Origin of the sequence: Roseibium sp. MMSF_3544 (assembly GCF_030732845.1) — a bacterium.
Classification (GTDB): Bacteria; Pseudomonadota; Alphaproteobacteria; order Rhizobiales; family Stappiaceae; genus Roseibium.
This window is the reverse complement of the sequence record NZ_JASHKA010000005.1, coordinates 319,643-333,270: the sequence shown is the minus strand read 5'-3', so window position 1 is coordinate 333,270 and position 13,628 is coordinate 319,643. Positions and strand designations below refer to the sequence as shown.

Sequence of the window (13,628 nt, the reverse complement as noted above, 5' to 3'; positions counted from 1 at the left end):
TCTCCAGAAGACAGTCCGAACGTAACCTGTTTATTCGACTGAATTACCGTTGTGGTCAGAACGCCGGCACCGGTAAAGCTCTCTTGGGAATATGCCCAACGATCACTCGAGGTGTTGCTCCCACCAGTCTTCTCAAGCACGATCGTCGCAAGGTCGCGGCCTTGGGCCACAGCCGCACCGAACCCACCCTGACCATCACCCAGACGTGTCCAGATCGACCCATCATCAGACGTCAATACAGCGTCAACGATGTCGTCGTCGTTCAGGTCTTCGTAGGAGACTGAAACTGTGCCGACTGATGTGGCAATCGAAAGATCAGGGTCAGCAACCCAAGTAATCAATTCATCTTCGCCACTACCAGACCGTAGATAAGTGTCGCCCAAGCGACTGCTATGATAGTGAAGGCTCGCGTCCGCATAGAGCGTCGTGGCAATATCCGACACGAGGCTACTTGTATAGAATACTAAACCGTTCTTTAGGTACTGAACTGTCCCATCGGCAAGACGTTCGATACCCAGTTCATCACCAATATGATAGTTACCGAACGTGCCCTTATGCACACCGCTTTCATAGACACGCAATGTACCATCTGCATTCTGCAAAAGCGTGTAATCGATCGAATGATATCCTGAATCGCCCGGGTCTGCTGAGAGACCCAACATGGCCGATCTGTTGGTGAGCGCAACTGTTGTTGTCAGTGCCCCAGCGCCGACCAATCCTTCTTCCGAGTAAGCCCCCCGGTCCCACTGGCCATGCGTCCCACCAACCTTCTGGATCGCATTCGTCGCAAGGTCACGGCCCTGGACCTGAGCTGTCCCGAAACCACCCTGACCATCACCCAGACGTGTCCAGATAGACCCGTCATCAGACGCCAATATAGCGTCAACGATGTCGTCGTCGTTCAGGTCTTCGTAGGAGACTGAAACTGTGCCGACTGATGTGGCAATCGAAAGATCAGGGTCAGCAACCCAAGTAATCAATTCATCTTCGCCACTACCAGACCGTAGATAAGTGTCGCCCAAGCGACTGCTATGATAGTGAAGGCTCGCGTCCGCATAGAGCGTCGTGGCAATATCCGACACGAGGCTACTTGTATAGAATACTAAACCGTTCTTTAGGTACTGAACTGTCCCATCGGCAAGACGTTCGATACCCAGTTCATCACCAATATGATAGTTACCGAACGTGCCCTTATGCACACCGCTTTCATAGACACGCAATGTACCATCTGCGTTCTGCAAAAGCGTGTAATCGATCGAATGATATCCTGAATCGCCCGGGTCTGCTGAGAGACCCAACATGGCCGATCTGTTGGTGAGCGCAACTGTTGTTGTCAGTGCCCCAGCGCCGACCAATCCTTCTTCCGAGTAAGCCCCCCGGTCCCACTGGCCATGCGTCCCACCAACCTTCTGGATCGCATTCGTCGCCAGATCACGTCCCTGGACCTGAGCTGCCCCGAACCCGCCCTGACCGTCGCCCAGACGTGTCCAGATAGACCCGTCATCAGACGCCAATATAGCATCAACGATGTCGTCGTCGTTCAGGTCTTCGTAGCTCGTTGATACCGTAATGTTGGCGCTGACAAGAGAAACGTCCTGATCGGGTTCCCAGGTTACGAGCGCAGCCGGTGCGCTGCCTGCTTGGAGCGACGTATCCCCGAGACGCCCACCAAGGTGATGGAAGGTCGCATCGGCCCGTAATGCTATCGAAGGATCAGAAGTAATCCCACTTGTGTAGAATACTTCCCCATTCTTCAAATACCGGACCGTGCCGTCACTCAAACGTTCGATCGAGAGCTCGTCGCCTACCGCGTAATTCCCGAACGACCCCCTGTCCGTGCCGCTTTCAAAAACTCGAAGCGTGCCGGCATATTCGTGTATTGCATAGTCAATCGATGACCAGTTGGCTTCTCGGTTACCAGATGAAAGGCCTGCCGTTACTATTTTGTCCGTTTGAACAACCGTCGTCGTCAGGATTCCAGCACCGGTAAAGCTTTCTGCCGAATAGGCCCAACGATCGCTCGAAGTGTTACCCCCACCCGTCTTTTCCAGGACGTTCGTCGCCAGATCACGCCCCTGGGCCTGAGCTGCGCTGAACCCGCCCTGGCCATCGCCCAGACGTGTCCAGATCGAGCCGTCGTCGGTGGACTCGATCTTGTCGAGGTTGCCGTCATTGTTGAGGTCGACGAGGGTGACGATCGAGTCTTGCTGGAGCGTCTCGGGCAGGTTCTTTGGCGAAGCCATGATGAAGGACTTTTTCGCCAGATCGATCGACGTTCCGTCGGCAAAGGACAGCATTTCGATCCTGCCGTCCAACGACGTTGCCCAGTTTTCGATGCGAATGGAGCCGGTCAGTGGCGGCAAGCCAACCGCATTTGCGGTGTACTTGTCCTCTTCGCTCTGTTCGAAGAAGGTGATCAGGAGATCGTCGCCCGAATAGCCGATGTTGAGGTCCTCGGCGGAGATGCCTTTACCGAACAAGAGCGTGTCACCGTTGTCGCCGCTTCCGGTATCCAGAATGACGTCGTCGCCGTCGCCGCGTTCGTAGTAGTAGGTATCTTCGCCGTCGCCACCTTCGAGGCGATCGTTGCCGGAGCCGCCGGACAGGTTGTCGTCACCGGTGTTGCCCTTCAGCGTGTCGTCGCCGTCACCGCCCACAAGCGACGATGCTTCAACAGCGCCGTTCAGCGTGTCGTCGCCGCTTTGTCCGTAAACTGCCCCGTATCCGGTGCCGTCGAGCGTTTCGCCGGCGGAGCTTCCGATCAGAATGGACGCATCGTTCGTTTCAAGTTCGGCGAGGCTTTGATCAAAGGAAAGCTGAAGCTTGTCTTCCTCTTTCACATCCATCAGGAAGACATCGTGATTGTTCGTCTCGGTATGACCGTTGCCAACCACCAGATGTTCGGCGCTTTCAGCCAGTTCCGCCGCAATCTGCGCGCGCGTCTTCGTCCCGGCCGTGAGGTCTGCAAGGTGATCTTCCAGCTCGTCCAGGGACGGTTCGCGCCCGAGCGTATTGTGATAGAGCCGCGCAATGAAGCCGGTATCACTCAATATTCCGTAGCGCGCTTCATACTCATCGGAGTTTAGCAGCGCATCCGCGAGCGCCGCCCTGTCCAGCTGACCGCTTAAGGCAAAGCGAACCAGAACCTCGATTTCCGAGAGATCCATGTCCCGGTCGAACACGCTGTCATAAATTCGGGCTGCTTCCGCGAGCAAACGCGCCTTTGCCGCATCGTCGAATGTCTGGGTGAAGACCGTGGAGACCCCGTTGACCGTCTCGCGCACTTCCCAGGTCTCAAGCCCCAGGCCATCAACCGTGTGCGATACAAGAATGTGAGTCTGCGTTTCCGACGCTGTAACACCGTTGTCCCAGCTATAGCTGCCGTTTTCCGTCGGAGACCGGGTGATGGTCTGCTCCACACCGTCTCTTAAGATCGTCGTCACAAGGCCGTCGGAAGACGTTGTGGTGACAGAACTTCTGGTCTCAGCATCGACGTCACCAATCGCCGTTTCGGTGACCGTCAGACTGCCATCGGCCCCGGTTTCCGACACCATCGTCTTGTCGACGGCGCCATCGCCATCAAAATCATAGGAGCGGGTGACGGTTCTGCCATCCGCGCTCACCGTTTCTTCAAAGCTCGAACGGGTCACGCCGTTGGCGAACCAGTCCTTGCTTCCGGTCGTGGTCGAACCATCGGCATTCAGTGTCGTGACCGTGTATTCCGTATTGTCGGTTTCGCCGTCGCCATCGGAATCAACAACGGTCTTTGAGGTCAAGCCGTTGGCCGATGTCGTTGTCGTGCTGGAAAACTCCAGCTCACCGTCCGCATTGCGCTCCTCAAAGACGCTGATCTCATTGCCGGCCGCATCAAAAGAGACTGTCGTGACGCGGGTGATATCTGCAGATCCGTCACCGTCAATGTCGAAGGCATAGCTTTGCACCATGCCGTTGCCGGATGTCGTCTTGGTAATCACCGCGTCCGCGCTGCCGTCACCTGCCCGGTCGGTGTAGGTGGTTGTCTCCGTGCGGCTGAGGTCAACCTGCGTGACCATCTCCAGGTCATCGGACCCGTCACCGTCCCGATCGAGCGTTGACGTCGTCGTGCGCCCGTCGGCACTGACACTCGTTGTGGAGCTGCGCAGCAATGTGCCCCCAGCTCCATGGAAGCTTTCGGTTTCCGTGCTGCCACCGGAAGCGCCCAACTGCAGGCTCGTGATCCGGTCGGCACTGCCATCCGCATCAAAGTCTGTCGACTGGGTGACCAAAAGCCCGTCGCCACTGCTGGTCCGGGCCTGCGACGCGGTCAGCGTTCCGCCAGTGTCACGCGTTTCCCAGTTTTCCAGCGTGGAGCCATCGCCGGCAAATACCGTGGTAAGGGCCGTTGCCGTTTCAAATGTGCCATCGCCGTCAAGATCCAGGGAAACGGTCGTGGCAAGACCATCATCGGAGGTGATGACCTGCTCTTTCGCCAAAAGGCCACCCTGGCCGTCCCTGTGTTCGATCGTCCGGGTTCGACTGCCGTTTGAACCAAGTACCGTGGTATCGGCAAGTGTCCGATCATCGGCGCCGTCACCATCAAGATCATAGCTTACGGTCCTGCTGAGCCCGGTGCCGCTTTCGGCAGAGACCATTCCGGCCAGCAACGCTCCGCTTGCGGCAAAGTAGGAGGACGTTGTCGTGGTCGTCCCGTCGTTGCCGACGGTGATCACCATCTCTTCATCGTTCTGGCCGTCTCCATCGCGGTCGATATGAAGCGAGGTCGTGCGGCCGTCGCCGCTTGCAGTCTCAACGGTTTTTTCAACAAGCGCACCGCTGCGCGCAGTCACATCCGTCGTGCTGGTAACCGTCCCGTCGGCTGCAATCACCGTCTGGCGTGCTGTTGTCCGATCAGCGCTGCCGTCTCCGTCCATGTCGTCGACAAGACCGCTCGACAGCCCGTCGTCACCTGTTGTTGCGGTGCTGCTGCTCCATAGCGTCCCATCTACACCTTTCAGTTCAGTCGTAACGGTCTCGGACCCGTCCGCGTTCAAGACACGCGTCGCCGTTGTCACTGTTTCAAAGGTGCCGTCGCCATTCGCGTCCGTTTCTGACTTGGCGACCAGGCCATTGGCGCTGGTAACGGACCTTGTCTGGTTCTGAAGGCTGCCGTCTGACGCCAGATGTTGCGTCAATGCTTCGGCGATGCCGGTGTCGGCAATCGTCTGCGTCGTCCTGAAGTCTGTGAGCCCGTCGCCGTCGACATCCTCCTCGGTAAGAACAGACCTGGCATTGTCCGATACGGTCTGTGTCGACTTGCTGCGCAGGACACCTGCCCCGTCCCGCAGTTCGTTAACGGTTTCCGTCGATCCGTCCGCATTGAGGGTGGTCGTGATGGTCTCAACGAGATCGTAGCTGCCGTCACCATCCGCATCGGAGCGGTTGACCGTGACCAGACCGTCGTCGCTGACCTCTGTCCGGGTCAGGCTCAAGAGGCTGTTGTTCGCTGACCGGCTTTCCACCGTCGTCGTCGTGCCGCCGTTGTTCTCCAGCACGCTTGTGCTGGTCACAACCCGCTCCTCGGTGCCGTCGCCATCCCGGTCGGTGCCGGTCACGGTCACAAGACCATCGTCGCTGACTGTCACAGAAGACGCACTTCGAAGCGTCAGATCCGCGTTTTCGCTTTGCTGGGTCGTTGTCTGACTGCCATCGGCGTTCAAGACTGTCTGGCTTTTGCGCGTCACGTCGGCAGCAAGATCACCGTCAACGTCCACTGCCGTTTCGCTGACAAGACCGTTTGCGCTGGTGCTGGTAACCGTTCGTCCAAGCACCGTGCCGTCATTGGCAGTAACCGTTTCAGTGAGCGTCACCGCTCCATCCGACCCTTCGCTGCGCACAGTCAGGTTGTCGGTGTTTCCATCGCCGTCCCGGTCGGTCGTGATGGTGGTGACGCGCCGGTCGGCGCTGTCATGCACCACCGTTTGTGCCAGCAAGGTCGTCTCGTCGCCGGCAAAGCTCGAAGTCGTGCGGGTGGTCCCCCCATCGCTCTCCAGAACCCTGCTGTCGACGGATTTTTCCTCGAACTGACCATCCCCATCGACATCCGTCCGGGTCGTCACAGTCAACCCGTCCGCACTGGTGATAATCTCGCTTTTCGTCCGAAGTGAAGCGTCCTGATTGCGTGTCGTGACCGTGCGCGTGGACGTGCCATCACCGTTCAGAACCGTGACATCCGATACAGTCAGATCCGTGTCATTATCACCGTCCGCATCGGTTGTAATGGTCTGCGTCAGACCGTCGGCACTTGTCGTTGAAGTTGTAACGGCGTTAACAGAACCATCCGTATTGCGTGCATAAGATAACTCTATTCGATCACTGGTTGTGTCATCGATCACAACAGAAGACACCAGGTCCGTTGCCTCAAAACTCCCGTTTTGGTTGAGATCCGCCCAGGTTGTAGAGCTGACCTTGTCCGCCCCGAGCGTTTCACGGGTCATTGAGCGTACCGAACCGTCGGTGTTGGTCACCGTGACCGTGGTCTCCCGGCTGTCATCTACGTCGATCACCGTCGCCTCGACGGTCTTCACATCGATATCGCCATCGCCATCCTGATCGAGCTGCGTCGTCCTGGTCAGGGCATCGTCCGACTGGAGCGTCGTTGACGAACTTCTGAGCGAGCCGTCACCGTTCCTGACATCGAGCACAGAGGTCGTCTGACCGTCAGCTGCAACAGTGATGACAAGCTCTTCGCGTGTATCGGTATCGCCGTCACCGTCAAGATCACGCAGGATCGTCTTTGTGCGCCCGTCCGCGCTGACATCTTCCTGGACATGGGATCGCTGCGACCCGTCCCGATTGGTTGTCGCGACCGTTTCCGTGCGGCTGTCATCGGCATGAATGGTGACCGTATGGGTGACGGTGGTATCGGCCAGGCCATCGCCATCTTGATCAGCCCCGTCAATGCGGGTGAGACCGTCAATCGAGACGGTTTCGGAGCGGCTGGTGATCACCGACCCGTCCTGCGCCAGGTCGCTGATCTCAATCGTGCGGCTGCCGTCGGCATGCTCGGTGCGGACCTCGCGCTGGTCATACCAGCCGCCGCCCATCATATCCCGCTCGATGGTCTCAACCTTGCCATCGGCACTGGTGGTCGTCACGATCCGCGTTTCCAGAACCGCAGATGCCGCCTCGCTGCCGCTCAGATTGGTTTCCGTTTCCGTGCGGCTGCCATCCGGATTGACCACCGTGACAATCGTCTGGATCCGGTCGGTCACCCCGTCGCCATTGTCGTCATAACGGTTGGTGATGTTCAGCCCGTCCGGGCTGGTCACCGATTGGATCTCGTAGGCCTTGCTGCCGTCGGCGGCATAAGCGGTCGAAGTCAACACCCGGTTGCCGCTGCCGTCCGTCGTCTCGACCTGCTCAACCCGGTGACCCTGCACTTCCGTTGCCAGCAACATGTCGCCGGCCGTCCCGGTGGTCCCGTCGGAACGCTTGAACGTCGTCTGACCGGTAATCACGGACCCATCGGAAAGCTCGATATGCGTTGCATCGGCCGTCAGATCGAGTTCGGTAATGCCAAGCTCCGCCAGCGTCTTCGACACCGTCGAACCATCGGCATTGGTCACCATCAGCTTGAACTTGGTAAAATCCGTGTCGCTCGAACTCAGAACACCATCGCCGTTGCTGTCGAAGACCGAGGCCAATGCCTCAAGATCACTCGTCGCCGTCGGATCCCACTCCGTAAAGACAAACTGACGCTTTTCCGTAATCTCATCGCGACCGTCAGGGTCGAAATACAAAATCCCGTCACCTTCACCGGCCCAGGCCGTGCGGCGCAGAAACCCATCACCCTCAGTATCCAGAAACACCGACGAGCGGTCGAGCGCCGTGACCTCCAAACCATCGCCATCAAGGTCAAGAAGAACAGGCTTACCTTGTCCGCCCCCACCACCACCGGACTCGCCGTCGCTATCGTTGTTTCCAGACGAATTTCCGTATCTGCCTTCCGCTTCTGCTCGGTTGAATTCCCGGGCACTCACCTCGCCGTCATTGTCGTAGTCGCCCAAACCACCCTTGCCGACACCCGTCTCCCAAGAACGAGACGTGTCAACCTTCGAACCCTCAACATCTCGACCAGAGTCACGATTGGAAGCGGAGGAGGCAGCCGCTGCATAGTCTCTGCCTTTCTCACGGCCATGTTTGATCGATGCTTCAAAACGCGAAAAATCGCGGGCACTCATAAACGCAGACGTCCACGCTTTCGCGTCTACTTCGCTTAAACCATAAGTACTTTTTGCTTTGTATTCGCTCCAAGCGGCAGCGCTTACTTCACGATTAGTACCACCAGCAGCAGCAGCTCCAAATGCAGCGGCTTCAGCGCGACCTTGGGCGGTGGAATCGTAGGACGAATCCTGTTTAAATCGATATGTGGCTAGCGCACGACCGTCAATTGGAACTATGCCCTCAAGATCAGTTACCGCATAAGCATTTCCTGTTGAATAGCTTTCTTTGTGGAATTCAACACCTTTACCGTCGTTCCAGGAATCATTATGAACCCGCACACCGCCGGCGACATAGGTATGAAAATCCTCAACCTCGAAATTATATGTTCTCCAGCCTTTCTTGTAGACCGGTTTGAGCGCAGTATTTCCGTTCTCTGGATATACGTATCCCTCTGCTTGCTCGAACATGTCTGCAGTTTCGGCAGAATAAACAATGCTCTCTGACTTGACCTCAGCCTCAGATCCATCGGCGAGCACGACAACCCCTTGCCCACCGACGACAATGCTTTCAATTTTACGGAAGCCACCATGGGCATCTAAGAATTGATGACCAGGCGTCGTTAGAAGTTCTTTGTGCTCGCCATTCTCAAACCAGGTAAGACGAAGCCACTCTTCAGTAATGTTCGTAAATGTATTGGAAACCAACTTCGAAACAGGTTGATTTCGACCATTTTTGGATTGCGGGCAGTATGAGAGTACACTAGTTCCGTTTTTTATGTTCTCAATAGGTTTGTTTTCCCCTTCGCAATGTATTACCGTTCCCGCGGGAAAGCATTTATTTTTGATCTGCCCAATAAGTTCTCCAATGCTATCAATCGAATAAATTATATTTGTAATTGAATCAACATACGGGTTTCTTTTTATACCTTGCGCTAAAAGTGGTGCATCGGGAATTGTTTTCCAAATTGGAACTGTTCCAACCAATAAATCACGGTTGCTAAATAGTTCTCCGAAACCACCGCTGAACCCAGCTCGCTCGTAAACCTCTTGTGCGAAGTGGTTGCATGCGTCGGTTACCAGCCCATAGTTATGGTTCGTATCGACACGAGAAAGAGCCCAACCAAGTGCAGCATTGAATTCTGCTTGGGTAACATCAACAGTACTCGAAACACCAGAACGACCGTGTTCAAAGGACTTTTCTTCAACTATCTTACCGTCTGCCGGCCCGAATTTGGACACCGCATAGCTGAGCGAATAGCCACTTTCGATATTTGCACCGACAGTGAACTTCCCTGCGCTCGATATGAACGTAACATTCGCATGCCCGGTTAATGAGTCGTTGTATACATTAAACCTAATCGAGTAATCACTCATAACCGTCCTCCTTATTGTAAAAATATGATTGTCCCAAAATATAATGATTGAAATTACATTGATCAGTACTATCTAATTGATATGAAATCATACTACGACAGAAAAAAAACGCGCTTAGCGAAATAACTAAGTGAATTAAAATAATTACCGCAAGTAGCAGCACTATTTTTCGTAACGTTCGCTTTGCCGATTGCAAATGTTACTTCCTCCAGTGTTTACGAGCCAATGGCGTCTAAAAATCCATGACTTTCAGGACGTTAAAGCCGACCAACACTCACCTCGAAAAAAGAGAGAGCCCTGAATCCAGTCTTTGCCATTGGTCGCATTCAATAGTATTTGTTCGTAGTTCTGCGCCAACGATTGAAATTGCATTGCCTTAACTGATTGCATGGCTACTTTTTGGAGAAACAGTCCTGACAACCTCTGGTAAAGGTTCGGCAATTGAGCATGGGTGATAAGCGTATCTGACACTGGAATGTGCTCATTCGCACGGATAGGGGCAATCAAACAAAAACCGTGCGTGGTGGACGTTTCGTAGCCTACCGGTTTAGTATTGATCAACCCTAGGCGGTCTAGTTGGATCATCGAACTCGCAATGCTCCGTCCTAATTTCTTTCTGAAGGACGGAAGTGTGACATTTGATTGTCGAAGGTATTCCAGTCTTGAGACTTTAGGTCGGGGAATTGTCTGCAACAGCGGATGTGCAACACTAAAGCGTGTCAACATAGTTCCCTCCTACCGTAGTCAAGCCGCATCGGCGGAAGAATTGATCACTTCGAGCGGCGCTCATGCCGTTGGTGACATGAACAATAAGATGACTGCATTGACGCTCTTTTGCCCACTGCCGTGTCGCCTGCATCAAGCGGAGAGCCACCTTTCCTGCCAACATCGACCCGGAAAGAGCGCTGTCATAGTAAAGCCCTGTTACCGAGCACACGAGTGATCCTTCACCCAAAAAATACTCACCGGCATTCAGCGACGCGAAGCCAACAGGTGTTTCCTCTTTTGAGAGTGTTGCAAGCAACAACCCGTGCTGATCCGGCTGTCGGACAACCTTGTCGAAAAGTGCCCGTGCCTTGCGATCAGAAAACGGGATATCCTGGAAGATGGTTCTTTCGTGTGCGTCCTTGACCAGACCGTACGCTGCAGCGAAATCAACTTCGTTGTCACGCGCCAGCCTGACGACAATTTGGGAAGCACTTGTTGCCGCTCCAGTTGTGGAGCGAATTGACGCCTGTGATGCTTTAACCGGCACAGCCGTCCCCGTTTCGCCGCTCGCAGTTTCCATGCGACCGGAGAGATCAGAATCGCTTCTGTCCACCTTGCCCCAATCCCTTAACTCGACCGGTACCCGCGCGCTCATCTCGTAGCCACGGCCCCCGATCCGGGTCGCCTGGCGACAACCCTAGATAAGTTAACTAAACCCTAGCAACATCTGGAAACCAACTGCAACCAAATTTATTTGATTTCAGGTTGAAATTTTTAATAACGCAGCGTCTTCAGATGGATACGCTGACAATTGTCCACCAATTTCAGATTCGAGGTCCGAAATCAGAAAAATCATAGCGAGCCTTGGTCTCGATCGCCCAGTTCACGGCACTCGCCCTTGAACCGGGCGTCAGCAGTTTTTTCCGAGTATCTCGCGAAGTGTCGACACATCAATAATCGACTCAGCGAGCAGCTTCTTCTGTTTTGCGTTCTATTCTTCGAGAGCCTTAAGCCTATTGGCCTCAGACACTTCTATACCGCCATACTTTGAGCGCCACCTGTAAAAGGTCGTATTGTTGTCACCCTACTACGGCAAAGCTCCGCCACTGAAATGCCGGTCTGTTGCTCTTTCAAAATGCCAATGATCTGTTCTTCGGAGAACCTGGATCGCTTCATCGTTTGTACCCAGCAATTGGAAAAAGACTCTCCTCAAAACGCAGGCATTTCAGAGGAGCAGGTCAGTATGTTTATTGCCATACATGCTATTTAAAAATTGAGAAGCTAAACGATGAGCTACACCGCTCAACACGTGCGGCCGAGAGCCGCGACATAGTGGTAGCCGACATTTTCAGAGCTTGTAAAGACCTGCCGTTAAATAGGCAACAAAACTGGGTTTCTGCGCAGCAACCTATTTCGGACAACATTGCTCTTTTGTGGCACATCCTTCATGCCGTTGCGCAGTTCATATGCTCGCCTGGAGGTGTAATTTGCCTAGTTTGTTCCAAAACAACCGACCCAAAGGCGCACTCTATCCAGATGAAATCGGGACACTCCACTTTGCCCAAATAATGACCCGAACATTCGCAATCAAATTGAAGGCAAGAAACGTACGAGTAAATTTTATCGCTCCTGAAGAATGTCACTGTACCGAGCATAAATGCGACAACGATGGAGCGCGAAACATATCTCTCATGGCATCACAAACTTCATTCGACAAACACCTTGCGAATTGCATCTACCGCACCCAGACCAATAGCCCTGGCCACCAGATGAGTGAGACAAGCTATCCGGCTACTTTCCAGGTTTCTCTTCTGCCAACACGATAAATTCCTCGAGAAATAGGCATAAACCGACGCCATGCTGGAAGAGATTTTGGACATGTCGGGTAGAGCAAGGACCTTAGTCGGTCACGAGTAGTCTCAAAAAAAAGTATTTTGCACGCAAAGCGAACAGCAGGAGCTTCCAAATGAAAAACGGCCAAGCACGACCCGCTGCCGGAACAACGGTGATAGCGCGAAGTAATCTTCAGTCCTTAATGTCACCGCTTCCCAAATTGTTATTATGCTCGTTACTTTTGCACACATCAAATTATTGAAATCTTGCGCCTTTCCTTACTGCTTGCGTAAGCGCTTCTGTTTTTTATCGGAATCGGAAATGCGATTTCCGTTGATCGTAACACACTGAAATACTGCGCTGCCGCTGCCCCGCGGTGGGTGGGTAGGATGTTGCAGAAAACGCCTGTGCTGGGTCTGCTATACCGCGCTCAAAAATCGATGCACGTTAAGACTGAATCCGGGGCCTTCGTGATTTTTAAAGAACATTGGTTCTTCCTGCGCTGGGGAGCTCGGCGTCCCTGCCCACGCGATTTGACCATGCGGGTCAGATATCCAGGAGGCAAATTCTGCAACGCACTGGCTGCTGCCCAAGATGCTCGACAATGGTCAACTTTGTTTGAGCCCAGGGAGGTTATTGCTACGCGCTCCAGCGCGGTCGGGACCGAATGCACAAGCGTTATCAGTCACAACACATGTTTGATAGCATCCCCTATATTTCCACGCCTCGCGGTGTAATTCTTCTTCGTTTGGTCGAGCACCCATTGGAGACAAGCGATAGGACAAAAACTGTTTGGCATGGCGCGCAATTCAAATCTCGCAAAGCAAATAATCTCGATGCTAAAGTGTTTATGTGAGTCAGTTTATTCCTTTTCGTCTTATAAGTTCTTGTCTGTTGGTGGGGGTCGTTGTTTTGGGTATAGAACGAGCAAAGCCCCACCAATGAGGCTTTGTCTCTATACCCAAAAGCGATCTTGTCCGTCGGAGCCGGGCCGCCGCAATGGGTCTTTACGTGCCGAACAGGGCCGTAAAGTTGCTCCCTACTATTTCGCTGAGACCTGTCATCTCGCGGCTGCACCCCTCGGAGCTCTAGAACCAGGGTTCGTCGTTTGCAGCGCCCCACAGTACGACGAAGGCACACGTAAGTGCGCCGGGAGGGCTACCGTCATTCAACCGACCCCTCCCTACTTTAAGACCTGGCTACAGATGGCAGCCAGGAATGTTTTCGGGATTGACTGCGCCTCCCTCGTTCGCGAAAAATAGGCGGCAGTTCAATAAATTCAGAGATGGGATTTCAGATTCAATACCCTAATGTTCGTTAGGTCTTTGATGTTTCCCAGGTCACGATTTCGGAAAGTCGCCATCGCGTGCAGCCGGCGGTTAGTTTTACGCAACGGGGAAACGATTTGTCTTCCCTATGCCAGCGCCATACCGTCGGGCGCGCAACGCCCCAACGCTTGGATAAGTCCACGTCGGACAAATAGGTATCTGTCTTCATTTGAAACTCCAACTT

At 54.1% G+C, this 13,628-nt stretch carries 4 protein-coding genes and 1 pseudogene; all 5 read right to left on the bottom strand.

Annotated elements, in window-relative coordinates; all coding sequences use genetic code 11:
* A partial coding sequence (locus tag RBB47_RS10180; RefSeq protein WP_305985670.1) for a DUF4214 domain-containing protein occupies positions 1 to 8,219 on the bottom strand: 8,219 nt, incomplete at its 3' end.
* Between the two features lie 1,605 nt (positions 8,220 to 9,824).
* Entirely contained in the window at positions 9,825 to 10,301 is a 477-nt protein-coding gene (locus tag RBB47_RS10175; RefSeq protein ID WP_305985669.1) for a hypothetical protein, read from the bottom strand.
* The gene (locus RBB47_RS10170) at positions 10,285 to 10,863 is read right to left on the bottom strand and encodes a GNAT family N-acetyltransferase (RefSeq protein ID WP_305985668.1); all 579 of its coding nucleotides are present in this window, start codon (positions 10,861 to 10,863) and stop codon (positions 10,285 to 10,287) included. Before RBB47_RS10170 ends, RBB47_RS10175 begins: the two co-directional genes overlap by 17 nt.
* Before the next feature lie 283 nt (positions 10,864 to 11,146).
* Positions 11,147 to 11,459, bottom strand: a pseudogene (locus RBB47_RS10165) (transposase); the annotation flags it as partial.
* A gap of 1,974 nt (positions 11,460 to 13,433) precedes the next feature.
* Entirely contained in the window at positions 13,434 to 13,613 is a 180-nt protein-coding gene (locus RBB47_RS31000; RefSeq protein ID WP_371932766.1) for a helix-turn-helix transcriptional regulator, read from the bottom strand.
* Positions 13,614 to 13,628 lie beyond the last annotated feature (15 nt).

Coding starts and splice junctions, on each gene's coding strand:
- RBB47_RS10175 (WP_305985669.1), bottom strand. CDS start 10,301: ATGTTGACACGCTTTAGTGTTGCACATCCGCTGTTGCAGACAATTCCC.
- RBB47_RS10170 (WP_305985668.1), bottom strand. CDS start 10,863: ATGGAAACTGCGAGCGGCGAAACGGGGACGGCTGTGCCGGTTAAAGCA.
- RBB47_RS31000 (WP_371932766.1), bottom strand. CDS start 13,613: ATGAAGACAGATACCTATTTGTCCGACGTGGACTTATCCAAGCGTTGG.